The 18,214-nt window shown below is 63.6% G+C and carries 8 protein-coding genes, 1 tRNA gene and 1 pseudogene; 1 reads left to right on the top strand and 9 read right to left on the bottom strand.

The annotated features are described in order from the left end of the window. The 4 genes from A9762_RS12135 to A9762_RS12150 all read right to left on the bottom strand — a co-directional run. Nucleotides 1-8,948 (bottom strand): S-layer family protein (locus A9762_RS12135; RefSeq protein ID WP_069342297.1); only part of this gene is annotated, 8,948 nt, incomplete at its 3' end. A gap of 192 nt (nt 8,949-9,140) precedes the next feature. Continuing rightward, complete coding sequence (locus A9762_RS12140) at nt 9,141-10,058, bottom strand: peptidyl-prolyl cis-trans isomerase (RefSeq protein ID WP_069342298.1); 918 nt, start codon at nt 10,056-10,058, stop codon at nt 9,141-9,143. 66 nt (nt 10,059-10,124) lie between these two features. After that, nucleotides 10,125-11,951: a ShlB/FhaC/HecB family hemolysin secretion/activation protein gene (locus A9762_RS12145; protein ID WP_371442850.1), complete on the bottom strand. Its 1,827-nt coding sequence runs from the start codon at nt 11,949-11,951 to the stop codon at nt 10,125-10,127. Further along, a complete protein-coding gene (locus tag A9762_RS12150) occupies nt 11,948-14,095 on the bottom strand; it encodes a filamentous hemagglutinin N-terminal domain-containing protein (protein ID WP_240493532.1) in 2,148 nt (715 codons plus the stop codon). Before A9762_RS12150 ends, A9762_RS12145 begins: the two co-directional genes overlap by 4 nt. 472 nt (nt 14,096-14,567) lie before the next feature. Here A9762_RS12150 and A9762_RS29435 point away from each other — a divergent pair. After that, nucleotides 14,568-14,703, top strand: a pseudogene (locus tag A9762_RS29435) (IS3 family transposase); the annotation flags it as partial. A 28-nt stretch (nt 14,704-14,731) separates the two neighbouring features. Here the strand turns inward: A9762_RS29435 and aqpZ are convergent. The 5 genes from aqpZ to A9762_RS12175 all read right to left on the bottom strand — a co-directional run bounded on the left by aqpZ (nt 14,732) and on the right by A9762_RS12175 (nt 18,207). Next, the gene (gene aqpZ / locus A9762_RS12155; protein ID WP_069342301.1) at nt 14,732-15,424 is read right to left on the bottom strand and encodes an aquaporin Z; all 693 of its coding nucleotides are present in this window, start codon (nt 15,422-15,424) and stop codon (nt 14,732-14,734) included. 632 nt (nt 15,425-16,056) lie between these two features. Beyond that, nucleotides 16,057-16,132: transfer RNA gene (locus tag A9762_RS12160), tRNA-Thr, on the bottom strand. A 125-nt stretch (nt 16,133-16,257) separates the two neighbouring features. After that, the gene (locus A9762_RS12165) at nt 16,258-16,716 is read right to left on the bottom strand and encodes a ClpXP protease specificity-enhancing factor (protein ID WP_069342302.1); all 459 of its coding nucleotides are present in this window, start codon (nt 16,714-16,716) and stop codon (nt 16,258-16,260) included. A gap of 76 nt (nt 16,717-16,792) precedes the next feature. Beyond that, nucleotides 16,793-17,404, bottom strand: a complete 612-nt coding sequence (locus tag A9762_RS12170) for a glutathione S-transferase N-terminal domain-containing protein (protein WP_069342303.1) — start codon at nt 17,402-17,404, stop codon at nt 16,793-16,795. An 83-nt stretch (nt 17,405-17,487) separates the two neighbouring features. Next, nucleotides 17,488-18,207: a cytochrome c1 gene (locus A9762_RS12175; protein WP_069342304.1), complete on the bottom strand. Its 720-nt coding sequence runs from the start codon at nt 18,205-18,207 to the stop codon at nt 17,488-17,490. Nucleotides 18,208-18,214: the final 7 nt, after the last annotated feature.

Consider the following 18,214-nt stretch of genomic DNA (forward strand, 5'->3'; position numbering starts at 1 on the left):
TCGAACATCCCCGTCTCTTGCACCCAGTGCGAGTGCCAGTAGGCGTTGAGCGTCTGCGCGCTGTTCACCACCGGACCGCTGACGTTGATCGTCGCGTTAAGACCCGCCGTGATCAGGCTGCCGACGTTCGTCAGCGACCCCGCGTTGATCGTCAGATTGTTACCGGCACCGATGATCGACGAGTTGCCCGACTGCTGATCGACGTACGCCTCGCAGTAGCTCTCCTTGTAGCCGCCCGCCGTCATACAGCCCGAGTACTTTTCGAGCTTGCCGTAGTTCTCGTGCACCTGTACCGGCGGAGGCAGCGTGTTGGTGATGCCGCCCGCAACGTTCAACGTCAGGTTGTTGCCCGCGAGGATGTTGCCCGACGTGTTCGTCAGCGAGTCCGCCGCCGTCGTGCCCGTGGCAGACGAGCCGACACCGCCGATCACGAGATCGTGACCCGCGATGAGATCGCCGTACTTGTTGTTGATCGTGCCCGCCGCAATCGTCAGGTTGTTGCCTGCGATGATCGCCGCGTTGTTCTGCGCGAAGGTGAACGATGTCGTATTCGGGTTCTGCCCGCGAACGTCGTTGCCCCGGTAACAGGCGATGTTGCTCGTGCCCGCAGTACATCCGGCTTGCGACGAAAACTGCTGGGTATTACCCCCTTGGTTGGTAACGCTCGCCGCGAAAATATTGACGTTGTTCTGGGCATAGATCATGCCCTCGTTCACCAGATTGCCGCCGTACAGATTGAGCGTGTTGGCCGCAGTGATCAGACCAAGCGACGTCGACCAGGAAATCGTCGACGTCGATGTCGGCGCAGCCGATCCGGTAGCGATACTGAATGAGACCAGTTGATGCGCCTGCTGCTCATCACCCAGATTCTGGTTCAGATACGCCGGGACTTCAATCGTGCCAAGCGATGCGAGTTGTGCCAGAAACGCCGAGTATTGCCCCTGATCCACCGAGTTGACGACGTTACTGGTCGTCGTCGGAGATACCGCACCATTGGACAGCGAGCCGACATTGAGCGTCATGTTGCGGCCCGCGGCGATCTGCCCGCCTTTATTCGACAGATTCGCGGTCGTCAGCGAGATGTCGCCGCCCGCGATCATCACGCCCGCCGCGCCCATTTGCATTACCGTGGACGTCTGATTGACCGTGGGCAATGCAATGGCGACTGACGCTTGTGCACCCGGAATCGGCGCACCGCTCATCTGCCAATAGTCGTAGTCGACGGCGTTGTCGCCGACCATCCGACTACCCCGCAGCTTGTTCATGTAGAACGTGCCGGACCCCATCACCGGCTCGGCGGTACCAGCATTACATGCATTAGGACCGCCAATCCCCCAACATAGGTCTCCCGTCCACGGATTGATGTCTCCCCGCTTGCCTTCCAGCGTAACGCCCGTCGGCGAAAGCAGGTCGCCGAGCGTTGCCGTCGACGAGACATTCTTCCACCGTACATTCATGTCCCCCTCGCCACCGCCCGGCCCTTCGCTCAGCATCGAACTCCGCATGCCGATCACCGCACTCCAGATCAGACTCGGGTCCACCACCGTGGTCGTGGTGGTCACCGCGCCCGACCCGGCCGCCTGATCGTTCACCACGGCTCCCGCATTCACCGTCAGGTTGTTCCCCGCGATGATCGTGCCGCCGATGTTGTTCAGCGTGCCCGGCATGTTGAACGTGATGTCGCCTGCGGCTTGCGTCTTCGCACCGATGTTCGTGAAGTTGCCGCCGGTCACGCTCAGGTTGCGGTTCGCCTCGATCACGCCACTGTTGACGACATCGCCCGTCAACGACAGGTCGCGGTCCGCGTGAATCGTCGCTCCGGCACCATTGATGAGCGCCGCGTTCACCGTCACATCGCTGCCGCCGATCACGCTGCCGATGTTGGTGAACCAGCCATTGCTCGACAGCGTCAGTGCGCCATTGCCCTGAATCGTCCCGCTGTTGATGAACGACGCCAGCCCCGTGAGCGAAACGTTAGCGCCGCCCAACTGCAACATCCCGGTGTTTTTGATGGCGTTGGCCGTGATCGACATCGTCCCGCCGGCTTGCAGCGCACCGCCCGTCACGTCGAACGTCGCGGCGCGCATCGACGCGGCAAGGTTGCGCGTCGCGGCAAGCTCGCCACCCGCCGTCGTCACCGTGTCCGACCCGTTGACGGTCAGCGCAAGATCCGCGCTCGCGGGCGTCGCACTCGTGACGTCACCCGCCAGAATCATGCCGCCGTTGTTGTTCAACCCGCCGACGTTCAGCGTGACGCCGTTCGCGCCCAGCAACGTGCCGCTGTTGGTCAACGCCCCGCCGCCCGTCACGGACGTCGTATCGCCATTCATCAACCCGGCATTGGTAATGTTGCCCGTCGCGTTCAACGTAAGCGCCTTCGTCGACGCCAGTTGTCCACCCGATCGATTGACGATGCTGCCCGCGCGAATCGACAGCGGTCCCGCGCTGAGCACCGAGGCGCCCGTCGAGTTGGTGAACGTGCCGGTGCCTGCGTCGAACGTCGTCGCACCGTTGATCAGTGCGAGGCCGTGCGTGCGGATCCACTGCGTTGCCGTGACGTCCAGCGAACCGCCCACAATCATTGCGCCCGTGTCGACGCGCGCCCCCGCGAGCTTCGCGCCGTTCGTCACGAAGAGCTGCCCACCGCTCGCGTCGAGCGAGTCGGTAGCGATGGCGGTGAAGGCCTTGGATGCCGTCGTCGCGCCAGTGATGACGACGTTGCCGCCCGTCAGGGTCATGTCGCCCACGACGGTGTTGGTGCCGCCCATCGTCAACGTCTGTCCCGCATGCAGTGTGACGGTGTCATTGCCGGACACATCCGCCACACTCAGATTGCCGGTTTGTGCGGTGAGCGTCATGGCGCCCATGCTCGACACGCCTTGCAGCGCGCTCAGATAGGTCGCTGCCGTCGCGTCGAGTGTGCCGCCGACGAGTGTCTTGCCAAGCGTCAGGCCGCCCGCCGTGCTGGAAAGCGTTAGCTTGCCCATCGACGTCAGCGCGCCGAACAACGCATCGCCTTGCGCCTTGATGCCGAGATCGCCCGCCGTATCCACGCTGCCCAGCGTCAGCTTGCCGCCCGAGGTGATCGCGACATCCTTGCCGAAGGTGAGCGCCGCGTTCGTACCAGCGATATCGCCGCCCGATTGCAGCGTCGCCAGTCCCTTGCCGATGAGATGCCCGTTGAGGGTCATCGCGCCGCCCGAGGTCAGCGTCGTGTCGCCGTTGATCTGGCCAACGGTCTGACCTGAAGTCTGCGCGCTGCCGAGCGCGAGCGCGCCGCCTGCGGTTGCCGCGAAGTTCTTGATGGCGGTGATCGGCCCGGCGAGCGTGAGGTTGCCCCCGGTTGCCGTCAGTGCGATGTCCTGATTCGCCGACAACGCACCGACCACGCTCACGTCGCGTGCTGCGGTGACGGTCACACCGTCGCCCGCCGTTACCGCACCGCCCAGGACGACGTCGCGTCCCGCCCCGATGGTCAGACCGTTACCCGTGGCGATATCGCCCGTCACCCGGACATCGCCCGTGCCACCCGCCGTCAATGCCGCGGACTTGCCCGCCTGAACAGACCCGACCGACAAGTCGCCCGTCGTGGACATCGTCAGTGCATTACCTGCGACGACAGCGCCAGTGACTTGCGTCGCTTTGCCCGAGGTCGTGGTGAGACCGCCATTGCCGAACGTCAGCGAGGTCGCATTCAGATTGCCGCCTGCCTTCAGCACACCGGCCACCGCGTCGGCCACGTCGGCAGCGACGCCGCGCACATTGCCCAGCGTCATGTCGCCGCCCGATGTCAGACGCACGAGGCCATTCGCCGTCGTGTCGCCCTGCATCGTCAGCGACTTGCCTGCGGTGACGTTGAGATCGCCTTGCGCGCCGACGTTGCCCGTCGAGATCGCGCCATTCGATGCCGTCAACGTGAGGTTGCGTTCCGACGCGCTGTCGCCCTGAAGACGAATGTCCCCCGACGTAGCGGTCAGCGCGACGTTGTCACCGCCAACGGTTTTGCCGGTCACCGACACGTCGCGCGCGCCGGTCATCGTCACGGTGCCGAGTGCTACGGCATCGCCGCTCACCCTCACGTCGCCACCGCCTGCGGTGCCGTCCGCCGTCACCGTCAGCGACTGCGTCGCCTGCACGTTGTGCAAGCCCGCATCGTTCGCGGCATGGATGTCCACGTTTTTACCCGACAACGTGCCCGTCAGTGCGGTATTGCGTCCGGCATTCAACGTGACGTCACCGCCGAACACGGTCGCGCCATCGCCGTTGATGTCGTTACCCGCGCGCAATGCGCCAATACCTTGCACACTCGTCTGCCCGGCGAGCGTCAGGTCGTTGGCCGCCGACGCGCGCAAATCGCCCTGGAGGTTCAGCTTGCCGCCAAGCGACGCCTTGCCGCCACTCATCGCCAGCAAGGCGCCTGCCGTGGTGATGTCGCCGCTAATAGTGAGATCGCCCGTGCGCGTGAGCAACGACAGATCGCCCAGCGTCAGGGCCGATCCGGTGACGGAGAGATTGCGCTGCGCGATCAGCTCGCACGCAGCGCCGCACGTCACGCTGCCGGCCAGCAGCACGTCGCGCGCTGCCGTTGCCGAGAAGGCGTTCGGCGACGATACCGCGCCGTTGAAAACGATGTCGCCCGGGCCACCCAATACACCCTGCGCGCCCGCCATGCCGGTCGTCGTCACCTTGATGCCCGCTGCGGAGTTCAGCACGCTCAGCGTGGCATTGCCCCCCGCCGTCACGTCGATGCCGTTGGCCTGTACGCCGCCCGTCAACTTCGTGTCGCCGGCGGAGACGAGCGTTGCCGTGCCCGTGAAGACGGCCTTGCCACTGCCATCGCCCGCGTCGAGCAGTGTGCGGCCCGCCGTCAGATTGGCGTTGACGCCGACAAGCACGGCACCGAGTTGCAGATCGCGACCTGCGTTCACCGCGATGTCGCGCAAGGCGCTCGTCGATGCGCCCAGCACGACGTCCTGCGCGGCACCGATGGAGACGTTCCCCCCGCCGCTGATGCCACCGCTGGCGAGCACGCTGCCGCCGCGTGCGGTCAGAAGTGCGTCGCCGACCGACTGGATCGCGCCGGTCACCTTGATGTCGCGCTGCGCATCGAGCGTCGTCGTGCCGCCACCGCCCAATGTGCCGGTGACGCCGATGTCACGCGCAGCCTTCAACGACAAGACGCCGGAGGCCCCCGTGCCGCCATTGATCGTGATGTCGCCGCCGCCCGCGAGGCCGTTGGCGGTGAGCGTCAATGCGGCCGTCGATTCCGCATTCTTGACGGCGACGTTGTTGCCCGCCGTGATCGTCAGACCGCCGCCTTGCAGCAAGCCGTCATGGGCGACATCGCGGGTGGCGCTCACATCGAACGCCCCCGTGAACGATGTCGTCCCTGCCCCGCTCACGTCGCGACCGGCGTCGATCCGGCCCGTGCCCTGCCCGTTGATCGTGCCGGTGACGATCGTGTCGCGGCCCGACGTCAGCGTCGTATCGCCCGACACGACGGTCTCGCCGCCCATGACGACATCCGTTCCCGCCGACACGCCAAGCCGGTTGCCCACGCCCAGCTTGCCTTGCTGATTGACGCTACCTTGCGTCGCCGTCAGCACGATATCTTTAGCGGCCTGCACCGTGCCCGTGACATTGACGTCTCGCGCGCCGGTCAGCGTCGCCGTATCGCCCGTCGCCAACGTGCCCGCGACGGTGACGTCGCGCGCCGCGCTCGCCTGCACACCACCGACCACGTTCGACGTGCCGTTCACCACGACATCGCCACCGCCCGCGTTGCCGCTTGCCGATACCGTGAAAGCGCCATTGGACGTAACGCTCGACACGGTGGCACTGTTACCCGCCGTCACGCTCACGCCATTGCCCTGCAACACGCCGGACAGGTTGACGTCGCGATTCGCACTGAGCTTCGCGGTATCGGTGAATGCCGAAGCACCAGCACCGACGAGGTCTCGCCCAGCCTGCATCACACCCGCCAATCCAACCAGCGCGCCGCTCAGCACGATGTCCTGCCCGGCCGTCACGGATGCATTCCCGATGGCACTCGTCTGCGGCGCGCCCAGCGTCACCGTCTGCCCGGCGTTCAGCGTCAACTGGCTGTTAGTGCTCAGATTGGCGGTCGTCGATAGATTGCCGGACGACGCCGTCATCGCGACATCGCCCACGGCCGTCACCCCGCCGTCGATGCGGAGATCGCGCCCACCGGTGACGTTGAGCTTGTCGTTCGCTGCAATGCTGCCGGTCGAAGTGACGAGCATGTCGCGCGCCGCGCGCAACGTGGCAACGCCGAACGACGCAAGCGGTCCCGCCACACGAATATCGCCGCTGCCGTCGAGGCCGTTAGCCGTGACGTCGAGCGTGCCGCCCGCCTGGGCGTCGCCAAGTGTGACCGCGTTGCGGCTGGTGACGACGAGGTTCGCCGTCTGCAACTTCCCGCTCAGCGTGGCATTCGCACCGGACGTCAACGACGTATTGCCGAGGAAGTGCGCACCACCGGTGATGTCGAGATTGCCCCCGGCGTCGATCGTGCCCAGCCGTTGGCCGGACACGTTACCTGCGACACGCGTATCGCCGCCGGATTGCAGGTTGACGTCGCCCGCTGCCGTGGCGCTGCCCGCCACATCGAGCGTCGTACCGGCGTTCGCCTTGAGGTCCGCGCTCGCTTCGATGGCACCGGGCACCGTGATGGCATTGCCTGCGGTAATCGACAGCGTCTTCGTCGTGCCCGCCGCTTGCAGCGAGCCTGCGACGCCAACGTTGCGCGCGGCGTTGAGCGTCACCGCGTCGCCACCGGCCGTCGTACCGTTGATGAGGATGTCGCGCGCCGCGTCGAGCGCCGCCGCGCTGTAGAACGACACTTTGCCTTGCAGCGTGATGTCACCGCCGCCAGCCGTGCCCAACGCCCGCAGCGCGGCCGTGCCGGTGCTCTGCACGTCGTTCAGCGACAGGCTGTTCTTCGCTTCGACGTCGAGCACACCGGCCAGCAGTGCGCCGGTCAGCGAGACGTCGCGATCTGCCCGCAGCACGGCGTTCGTGCCGAAAGCCAGCTTGCCTTTGCCCGTGATGTCAGTGCCTGCGCGAAGGGCGGCATCCGCCTGTCCGAGCAGCGTGCCGTCGACGTTCAACGCACCGTCTGCGCTTAATCGCGCGGTGCCCGTCGATGCGATATCACCCTGCACGTCGAGGCCGCCCTTTGACGTCATGTCCAACTGCGCGCCAGAGGCCAGCGTGCCATCGATACGCGTGTCGCCGGTGGATTGCGTCGACACGGCACTGTGCCCTGTCAGACGCGCACCTTGCGCAATCTGGAAATCACCGCCGGTCACGACGGTAACGTTGCCGTTTGCGCCCGTGCTGTCCGTCACGACAAGACTCCGCGCGGCGTTTGCGGCGAGCGTGCCGGCTACCGTCACCGGCCCCGTCAGACGGATATCGCCAAGCGATGCGTCCTGCGTCGCCAGCGACAGATCGCCGCCGACTTGCGCTTCCTTGAGCGTGAGCGCCTTACCCGCGTTGAGTGTCGTGCTGTCGTTGGATTGGAGGTTGGCGAGCGTCATATTCCCGCCCGCCCGGAGGTCCATCGTCTTGCCCGACTGAAGCGATCCCGTCGACGACACGTCGCCGGTCGCCGTCAGACGATAGCCGGTCTCGCCGAGTCCGGTGCCTGTGAGCGCGACGTTACCCCCACTGGTCATCTGCACCTGCTGCTGCGCCGCGTGGTTGGCAACGGTCAGGTCGCCGCCGGACGACAGCGAGAGATCGCCGGCAGTCGACGCCAGATCGCCCGCCATGCGCACGCCAAGTCCGGCCGTCGTGCCGATCACCTGAATCTGCCCGGCAGTCATGGCGCCGAAGCGCGTGGCATCGATGGCGAAGGCCTGCCCATTACCCCCATTGGCGAGCGCGCTCTGCACGGCCTGCGCCGTGTTTGCAGCCCCATTCGACGCCGTGACGTAACGCGTGCCGGTGCCGTCCACCGCGCCCGTCAGCACTTGCTGGTTGCCGGTGATGACGTTGATGCGCGTTCCCGCGTACAGCGGCGCATTCACACCGACCGTCTGCCCGATCAGATCGATGCTCCCGACGGTGCCTTCGATGCCGCTGCCCGGGCCGTTCACACCGGCGTTGCCTTCCAACTGAATGTGGCCGCTGGTGACGTTGTAGCCGAGCGCCGTGGCATGGGTGAAGTCGGTCGGTGTGCCACCGGGGCCGGTAAGGAACTGCGGCGTCCCGGTCGTCAGCGTCACGCCGATCGTGTTCGTGAATCCCGCGCCGCGCACGGAGATACCGTTCGGGTTAGCGATGATGACGGTAGCCGGCGCACCGAACACTTCGAGCGGGCCGTTCAAAGCGCTCGCGTAAGCGCTGCCCGACGACGTCACCTGGTTGACGATGGTGCTTGCCGTGCGCCCCGTCAGGTTCGGGTTGGCGGCAATCGCGCCGCCGTTGAGCGACGTGCCGTTGAGCAGGCTGTTGTTAAGGATCAGGCCAGCCGCGTCGACGTTGAAACTCTGATACTGGTTGAGCGAGATTCCGGCCGCATTCGGCGCAGTGATGTTGACGACCGGCACACCCGCACCGCTCGTGGTGATCTTCGGCGCGAAGACGACGGGGGCCGTCGGGTCGGTAATCGGTGCGGCCATTGCCTCACGCATGCCCACGTGAACACGCAATGTGGCGAGCGAGCGCAGCACCGTCAACGCCGTCTCATCGAAGCCCGGGCGGTTGGCGGCGAGTTCGCGTGCGGCCGACTGACTGAGTTCGAACGTCACCGAAATCGGGCTGACGAGCAACGTCAGCGCCACGCTGGCCGCAATGGCGCGTTGCCACAGGCGGATCGCTGGCTTTTCGTCGAGACCGGGCAGCGGCGTGCCGTCGTCGACCTCGGTCGATTGACGTGCGTGATTCCCGACTTCGATGATCTCTCGCGAAGTTGCCTTCATGACGTGCCCTGTTTTTTCGATGACATGCGCTGCCCGACAACGCCGCGCGCACAAGCGATACGCAGCAGTTCGCCGCTACGCTCACGATGGCCCTGGACGGCCCGCGACTCGTTCGGTGATGCGAAGCTTTCGACCCGCAGCCTGTGAGTCGCGCCCCGACGAGGTCCACGACTCACGGCCGAAGGCCAACGATTACTGCTGAATGCGCGCGCTCTTGACGAGATCGCCGATGATTTGCGCAGTCGCTTTCTCCATCGCGATCTGCTCAAGCTGCTTGCGCAGCAGCGGTGCGCTTTCCTCGAACTTCGGAATCTGCGTGGCGCGCTTGTCGTCGACACGAAGAATCCAGAGCTGGTCGCCGATCTTCAGCGGCTCGGCAGACACGGCGCCCTTCGGCAGCTTGACCAGCGCTTCCGCAATCGGCTGCGGCCAGTTCTGCGTATTGCCTGCGGTGATCGGCGTCTTGAACGAGACCCAGTTCAGTTGACCGCCTTGCGCAGCATTCGGGCCCTGGCTGTACTGGCGTGCCAATGCCGCGAAGTCGGTGCCTTTCTTGAGTTCGTCGAGCACTGTCTGTGCCGTGACGGCGTCTCGCACGGCGATCACGCTCGCGTGGTACTCGTTCTCACCCAGCGTGGCGACGACGGCATCGTATTTCGCCTTCACGTCGGCGTCGCTGACCGGCGCGGCGTTGAGATGCTCGGTCATGTAAGCGCGCGTGACGATCATCGTCTTCGCCGCTTCGAGGGCGGCTTGTACTTCAGGACGCGTCTCGTAGTGCTGCTTTTGCGCCGCCTGCTTGAGCAACTCGTTGGCAATCAGTTGGCCTTTGAACAGTTCACGCAACTGCGGACTGTCGGGCTGGCCGCTGGCCTTGACCATGGCGTCGACCGACACCTTCGAGATCACGACACCGTTGACGCTCGCCACGGCGTCCGTCGGCAACGGCTTGTTCTCGGATTGGCTGTCGCCGGTACCGGCGGATTTGCTCCCCGACTTGACCGAAGACGGCGCCGCAGCCGATTTCGCGGCCAGCACCGGTCCAGTGACAACGCTCAACACTGCGCAGACACCCGCAGCCACCCACACACGACTGAACTTCGCTTTCATGACGACCTCTCCCGCAACGTTGACGGACACCGCGAGCCGATCGCCCGCGCGTCCGCATCTTCCAATTCACCCCGCCCAGTTGAGCGTGACGAGAACGACACTGCCTTTCGGCCCCAGCGACGCCGGCTGTACGAGGGCGCGTCCGGCCATCAACTCGCCGGAAAACGTCTGCCCACGGAACTGCCACTGCGCGCGCACCCCGACACCGGCACCGACGAGCGTCGGCCAGCCGGCTTCGGCCACCAGATGCGCCTTGCCGCCGTCGAGGAACAGATACGGTTCCCAGCGAAGTCCCTGCCAGACGGGGGCGTTGGCCCACACCGCCTCATTGCGGACGTAGAAACCGCTGTCTCCGGCGATGCCGCCTTGCAGAAAGCCACGGACGGAATCCGTGCCACCGAGGAATATCTGCGCGTTGCCGAAGAGCGCTACGGGGCTGTATTGACCGGTGAGTGAGGTGCGCCACGTCCAGTAGGTCGGACCGAGCTGGGCGAGCGGCATCTGGACGGTGGTGCTGGCGTCCAGCTTGGTGAATTGCGCGTGGGCGTCTTGTTTCTGAATGCCGTCGAAATCTCGCGTGGCGTCGAGCCACGGCAGGCCTTGCGAGATGCCGAGCGAGGCCGTCAACGCGCCGGGCTGGCCATTTCGCGTGAAGCGCCAGAGGCCGGAGACACCGACGCGCAGGATCGTGAGGTCTTGAGGCGAGAGGGGAATGTCGTTGACGTCACGCTCGGTCGACAGTTTGGTCAGCGTGGCATCGAGACTCAGCCGCCCGCTCGACGACCGGGTGAGCACGGTATTCCATCCGAATATCTGACTGAGCGTGCGGCCATAGAGCAACGCTGTACCGCCGATGATCTGCTGATATTCGGAGAGCGCCGCCGTGTAGCTGAACGTCTGGTAGCCATAGGGCACCGCCGCCGAGACGACGAGCGCATTGCTGTCGCGCGTGCCCGTGTACGCGAGACTCAGGGACTCTTGCAACCCGATGACGTTGGCGGCTTCCACCGAGGCACGGGTGCGCCATCGGCCGGTTGCCGTGCTGCCATAGTTGTCGACACCGACGTTGTAGTTCAGCCGGCTGCCGAACGGGTTCTGGATCGCGACGATCGACTCGCCTGCGGCCTGCCCGGGCAGGATCTGGATCTGCGCCTGATTACGACGCAACCGGTTGATCTGATCGACGCCCTGTTCGAGCGCGGGAAGTTCGAGGACATCGCCGACCGAGGCGGGGAAGGCCCACGCGGTGCCGGCGTCCGTGAGCAGACCGCCGCCGTCGCCCGGTTTGCCGTCTCCCGTCGGACGCAGCGCGCCACCGTTCAGCGTGAAGCCGCTGATGCGACCGGCCACGAGCGTGATGGCGAGCGTGCCGGACGACAGGTTTTGCGGCGTGGCGAGGTAGGCGCGCGTGGTGATGAGGCCATTGGCCACGAAGGCTTCCGTCAAACGTCGCAGCAGCAGATCGATGCGGCGCCGACCAAGCGATTTGTGCAGGAAAGGCGCCGCGATGCGATCGAGTTGCGATTGACTGAGGACGGCATCGCCTTTGAAGACGATATGGTCGATGCGGAAGGTTGGCTCCGGATCGGGGAGCGTTTCGACGTCGGCGTCTGCCGGGAGATCGGGCACTTGCGACGCCGCGCCGGGGGCCACTTCGATCTGCGCCGGTTGGCGGTCGAGCTCACGCTGCAACTCACGGTTGCGTTGCTCGTCGAGCAGACGCTGCCCAGGGTCCTGTTGCGGGACGATGCCCGGAGGGAGTGCAGGCACGGGCGGCAGACCCGGTGGCGTTTGCGCGAATGCCGGGGACACCATCCACACGACGGCGAGCGTGGCGGCGATACGGCGTGCAGGGTGTACGCTGAGACGCGCTCTCAAGGTCATAAAGGTCATAGCCCGAACCACGTCGTCAGACCGAGATGGGTACCAATGCGCGCCGGTTCACGGTACGGCACGTATGCCGTCTCGATGCCCTGCGGCGCGCGCACACCCTTCGCGCCCGTGATCACGCCGCCTTTGACGACGCCCCGCCCTGTCAGCAGGACTTCACCCGATGCGGCCGAGAACAGACCACCGTCGTTCTGCGCGTAGATGGCGGCCCAGTGGTTACCGAACCACGCCTTCAGCCCACGTGTGCCGTTGTAGGCCGTGTAGCCGAGCAAGCCCTGCGCCGTGACGAGTGGCGCATCTACCGTCAGGTCGCCGCCCCAGGCGATCACGTTGCCGCCGACGTTGCTGGCGCTTTGTCCCGCGTGCAAGGTGATGCTGCCCGCTGCCTGCATCTGCCCGCCGTAAGACGCCGTGGTGCTCGACGCCACTGCCTTGCAGAAAATGAAGCACGAACGCTGATACGACGCCTGCCCCGCCATGACGGCCTGATTGACGAGGTCGCTCGTGGCCGTCACGCGAATATCGCCGCCGTTGGTCAGCACCGTGCCGCCGTTGTTGTAGACGTTACGGCCGGAGAGCGTGACGTTGCCCGCGTCGGCAATGATGTAGGAGAGTTGGCCCGGTGCCGGAATCGCACCGTAGTCGACGGAGAAGCCTTCGTCACGCGTCGAGAAGAGGAGCCAGCGTCGCCCGCTGGTCGCATAGGCGGTCGAGACGCCGCCGTTTGCGCCCTCGATGTGGGAGATGACGTTGCTGAGATCGCCCTGCGCCTGCATCGATACCGATTGGTTCGATTCGATGCGCGCATTCAGGTTGACGATGTTGCCTGCGGCGCGCATCACGACATCGTCGTTCACACCGAAAATGACGCCGAACGCGCCGCCCGGATTGCTTGGGTCCGATGTGTTGGTGATGCTGCCGGTCGCGTCCAGCGTGATCGCGCCCGCTGACGACGTCAACGCGGCGTCGCGCGCCACGCCCTGGATCAGACTACTGACGTTCGTGACATCGCCCTGACTGTTGATCACGATGCCGCTACGCGACGAGACCAGCGTCGACTGAATCGCACCGGCATTGGCGATGAATACGCCGTGGCTCGACAGGTTGATCGAGCCACCGGCGAGTATCGACGCACCGCTCAGGGTCGTCTGTCCCAGCGACTGCCACGACAGGTTGTTCGCGACATTGATCTTGCTCGATGGCGCCAGCATCACGTCGCCCGCCGACGTCAAGGTGAAGTCACCGGCGTTCGCCATCAGCGCCCCGGCATGACGCACGCCCGCGCCGAGGTCGGTCGTCAGCAACTGGATACGGCCCGAGGTGATGCTGCCGTTCGGCTCCACGTCGAGCGCGATGGCGTTGGGATTCGCTTGCTGGTTGTTGGCGAGCGAGACCCAGTCGTTGTTGTTGTCGTCCGGCGAAAAGCTGGTGTTGAGCGAGACCTTGCTGCTACCGGCGATCACGCGCACGTAGGCCGTGGGGGACGAGAAGTCGTTGGTAATGGGCGCGCTGACCTTGACGGTCTTGGCGATGAGTTCCAGCCCGATGAGCGTGCCCGCGAGACCGCCGCCCGTCACCTCGATGGTGCCCTGGCTGGTGTTGAGCACGACGTTGCGCTGGTAGAGGCCGGGGGCGACGAGCACGTCGCTGAACGACACCTGCCCGGTGCTCAGCGCAACGTGGCCGGTGTTGACGAACGATCCGCCGTTGACGGTGATGCCGTTCGGGTTCGCGAGCACGACGTTGGCGCGCGGCCCGGTCACGGCGATCTGCCCCTGAATCAGGCTCGGCGACGTACCCGTCACTTCGTTGACGATGGTTCGCGCGTTGACGCCCGTGTTGTTCAGCGTCGCACCGGCGCGATCGACGTTAAAACTGGTGTAGGTGTTGTGCGACACCCCATAGACAGGGGGTGCGATGGCGACGTTCTGGCGGCCATCGGGACCGACGGTGACGGAGGTCGCCGTGCCACCATCCGGGACGATGCCAGCGGCGTGACAATGCGCGGCCGCGACGAACATCGTCGCCAGGCCGAACCTAGTTGCGCTTCGAAACTGCTGAAACCGCCGAATCCCCGAACTGCGTGTGGTGTGCCCGTCAATCTCGCCGGCCAACGACGAGACTTCGCGCGTTGATTGCCAAGGCATCTGATCTTTCGTTTTCTAGTTGTTTTACTGCTCACAACATCAGACGGCCGTCACGAATGCGGCGCATCGCCACTTCGTTGACGTTCCCCGAACAGCCCATCACGCGCCGGCTATCGTGTTGTGCCAGCTTTGCGCAAAGTGCCGCGCCCGTCGGATTCCTAGCCAGTGAGAACCGGCCCAGAGAGAGCATTACGGATGCAGATTGTGATTTCTTTAGGGTTGCGACGTGATTTTTTTGTTAATTTATTCGTCGCTGGTTTCGAGCTGACTTAAAAAGCACGGCCGCGGCATCGTCGGCAATACCATTCAGTAATACTGAAGGTATCTTCCGCTTCGCAGCTTTAGGTGGTTTGTGACTCGTCAAGCGAGCATGACTCGCCTGGAAGTTTTAGATCGCTCGAAGCTTGAGGGAATGGCTTCCGATGGAGAAAGGAAGCCATAAAGAAGCACAAATGTGCGAGACCCCGTGTGAGTGGACGAGGCGCTGGTCGCCGAGGTGGCGAGAAGGGATGGGGGTCAGCTAGCAGGCGATCTACAACCGGCGTCAGCATTTTGGCGAAACGGAAGCCGCTGACGCGAAGCGACTGGAGCAGTTTTGGCAGGAAAACGTGTGACTGAAAAGCCAGTCACACTAGCTCAGGACTCCTGCCGTTTCATCAGGAAACGCCAGATTATTGCGCCCAACGCGCCGCCGATGAGCGGCGCCACCCAAAAAAGCCAAAGCTGACCGAGGGCGTCGGTCTGGGCAAAAAGAGCGACTGCTGTCGAGCGCGCCGGATTGACCGATGTGTTGGTCACAGGGATCGAGATCAGGTGAATCAACGTAAGCGCCAGGCCGATGGCCAGTGGACCACACCCAACAGGCGCGAGCTTATGCGTCGACCCAAGAATCACAATGAGGAAGCCAGCGGTTAGCGTGATTTCGATCAGCGCCGCCGATAACAGCCCGTAGTTCCCCGGCGACAAATCGCCATAACCGTTGGACGCAAATCCACCGGGCTCAAAACCGGGGGCGTCGCTGGCGATGACGTAAAGCAGTGCGGCGGCTGCCACGCCGCCGATCACCTGTGCGGCCCAATACGGGAGAACATCGCGCCAGGACATTCGTCCTGCGGCCGCTATGCCCAGCGTAACTGCCGGGTTGAAATGCCCGCCGGAGATACCGCCAACGGCATATGCCATCGTCAGCACGGTTAGACCAAAAGCTAGTGCAACACCGGCAAAGCCGATACCAAGATTCGGAAAACCTGCCGCAAGCACTGCACTACCGCAGCCGCCGAACACGAGCCAGAAGGTTCCAAATATCTCCGCAGTCAATTTCACTTTCATAGCAAACGCTTTAATTCAGGATTCCTGAAAACTTTTGGTTTCGCAAACATGCGTCGCCGATCTGCATCGCGCATCAATCAAGGATGAGATTCAATGACATCTGCGGCAATTTTTTACATGCAGAATGCTGGCCTTTTCCCGTTAATTCCCCGCAGTTGCATAGCATTCGGCACACGTGTGCCCTGGAAACATCTACGCAATTTACGGCCATAACAGTATCAAAACTGCTCCGCGGCGAATATGGGATTAGGCCCATTCTTGAAAGGGGGGTAGATTTCCGCGTGTGTTGTGGGCTCGCAAGATCACGAAGGCGTCGACGTTCACCGCGCGAGCTGGATTGCGCAGCGACCGAGCTATTGGAACCACGACGCCGTTGGGCGCCAGCAACGGGCCGACAAAGACGTGGAACGCGTGACGCTCCGCGACGTTCTTCGTGCCGCGTTCAGTGATGGTGACGAAGTGCTCGCGACCGGCACCCTGTCGTCAGCTCGACGGCCTCGCAGGGGCATGGTGATTCACGACTCGCGCGGCAACGGCTTGAAAGGCCATCGCTGGGGACCAGATTGGAAACGCGTTCGTGATTTTAGAAACGCAAAGGGGTTACGAGAAATCTCGTAACCCCTTGCTGTATTTGGTGCCGGCTGCAGGACTCGAACCCGCCACCTGATGATTACAAATCAACTGCTCTACCAGATGAGCTAAGCCGGCGAAGTCGTGTATTGTAACCGATTCACCGGTCACTGCGACTACCTGTCGGTGCAAAATCGTTCGCTTTTGCTGTCGTGCCGTGCGATGCCGAAAAAAGCATCACGCCGGCGGACCGGCGACGCGAATTACTTCACCACCTTCAGATGTGCGCGTCCGGCGTTGCCGCCAGCCGGGCTATTGCCGCCCGGGCGCGTCGGATCCGGATCGTCCTCGGCCAACTCCTGCACCGGCGGTACCGCTTCCAGCTCCGGACTTTCGTCCGCACTTGCCTGCTTGTCGACCGGGAAGGCCATCCCCTGGCCGTTCTCACGAGCATAAATCGCCAGCACGTTCGGCACCTGCACTTCCACCTTCTGTGAGATACCGCCGAAGCGAGCGCTGAATTCGATCCAGTCGTTGCCCATCTGCAAACCGCTCGTGGCGTCGAAGCTGATGTTCAGCACGATCTCGCCATCTTTCACAAACTCGCGCGGCACCCGCGTTTTGGCATCGACATGCACGGCCAGATACGGCGTGTAACCATTGTCGGTACACCACTCGTACAGCGCGCGCAGTAAATAAGGCTTGGTAGACGTTTCAGGCATATAACCAACGTATCCCGCCGCGAAACCCGTCCGTCTCACTCGACAGACCGGCATCGCCAGCGGGCAAATCAACGCATTAACGACGCATGACCTTTTCGGACGGCGTCAGTGCTTCAATGTACGCCGGACGGCTGAAAATCCGCTCGGCATACTTCATCAACGGCGCAGCATTCTTCGACAACTCGATGCCATAGTGATCCAGACGCCACAGCAGCGGTGCAATCGCCACGTCGAGCATCGAGAACTCTTCACCCAGCATGTACTTGTTCTTCACGAAAATCGGCGCCAACTGCGTCAGACGATCGCGAATCGATTGACGTGCCTTCTCGTGATTCTTCTCCGCTGCCTTGCCCTTCTCGTTCTCGAGCGCGCTCACATGCACGAACAGCTCTTTCTCGAAGTTGAACAGGAACAGGCGCGCACGCGCACGCTGCACCGGATCGGCCGGCATCAGTTGCGGATGCGGGAAACGTTCGTCAATGTACTCATTGATGATGTTCGATTCGTACAGAATCAGGTCGCGCTCCACAAGGATCGGCACCTGACCGTACGGGTTCATCACCGCAATGTCTTCCGGCTTGTTGAACAGATCGACGTCACGGATTTCGAAATCCATGCCCTTTTCGAACAGAACCAGCCGGCAACGCTGGGAGAAGGGGCACGTCGTGCCCGAGTACAAAACCATCATAGCGCGTCTTCCTTAAAAACCAACGGGGCCGGGGCGGGAAACCGACGCTTCCCAAACCCTGGCCCCGTCGTACAGACGTTATTTTACTTCACGTCCTTCCAATAGGCCGAATTCAGGCGCCAGGCAAGTACCGTAAAGAGTCCCAGGAACAACAGAACCCAGACACCCAACTGCCGGCGCGTTCGCTGCGCCGGTTCCGACATCCAATCCAGATAAGATACCAAATCCGCCATAGCAGAATCAAATTCCACTGGTTTCATCGTCCCTTGAGTGATCTGGACGAACTGCGCCGGACCATGCTCCGCGCCCTCCGCGTGCTTCAAACCCCGCTGTCCCTGCAACTGCCAGAACGGGTTCGGCATGCCCACATTGGGAAACGCCAGGTTGTTCCAGCCCGTCGGACGGGAATCGTCCCGGTAGAAGGTACGCAAGTAGGTGTACAGCCAGTCCGTGCCGCGTGCCCGGGCCTCGACCGACAGGTCCGGCGGCGCCGAACCAAACCAGTCCTTGGCGTCCGCCGCGCGCATGGCCACGGTCATCGTTTCACCGATCTTGTCCGTCGTAAAAAGGAGATTGTTCTTGATCTCCGCTTCCGAAAGCCCCAGATCCTTGAGACGCGAATACCGCATCGACGCCGCCGAGTGGCAGTTCAGGCAGTAATTCACGAACAGCTTGGCGCCCCTTTGCAGCGATGCCAGATCGTCGATGCGATTGGGCGCAGTGTCCAGCGCCCCACCTTCTTCAGCCATGGCCGGCGCCGTGAAGCCACTCAGGAGCGCCAGGATAAGCAACAGTTTTCTCATCTTGATA

It is taken from the genome of Pandoraea sp. ISTKB (assembly GCF_001721285.1).
In the GTDB taxonomy this organism is placed as follows: domain Bacteria; phylum Pseudomonadota; class Gammaproteobacteria; order Burkholderiales; family Burkholderiaceae; genus Pandoraea; species Pandoraea capi.

What these genes read in the sequence shown, in the direction of transcription:
- A9762_RS12140 (WP_069342298.1), bottom strand. Translation starts at nt 10,058, where the DNA reads ATGAAAGCGAAGTTCAGTCGTGTGTGGGTGGCTGCGGGTGTCTGCGCA.
- A9762_RS12165 (WP_069342302.1), bottom strand. Translation starts at nt 16,716, where the DNA reads ATGCCTGAAACGTCTACCAAGCCTTATTTACTGCGCGCGCTGTACGAG.
- A9762_RS12170 (WP_069342303.1), bottom strand. Translation starts at nt 17,404, where the DNA reads ATGATGGTTTTGTACTCGGGCACGACGTGCCCCTTCTCCCAGCGTTGC.
- A9762_RS12145 (WP_371442850.1), bottom strand. Translation starts at nt 11,951, where the DNA reads ATGACCTTTATGACCTTGAGAGCGCGTCTCAGCGTACACCCTGCACGC.
- A9762_RS12150 (WP_240493532.1), bottom strand. Translation starts at nt 14,095, where the DNA reads ATGCCTTGGCAATCAACGCGCGAAGTCTCGTCGTTGGCCGGCGAGATT.
- aqpZ (WP_069342301.1), bottom strand. Translation starts at nt 15,424, where the DNA reads ATGAAAGTGAAATTGACTGCGGAGATATTTGGAACCTTCTGGCTCGTG.
- A9762_RS12175 (WP_069342304.1), bottom strand. Translation starts at nt 18,207, where the DNA reads ATGAGAAAACTGTTGCTTATCCTGGCGCTCCTGAGTGGCTTCACGGCG.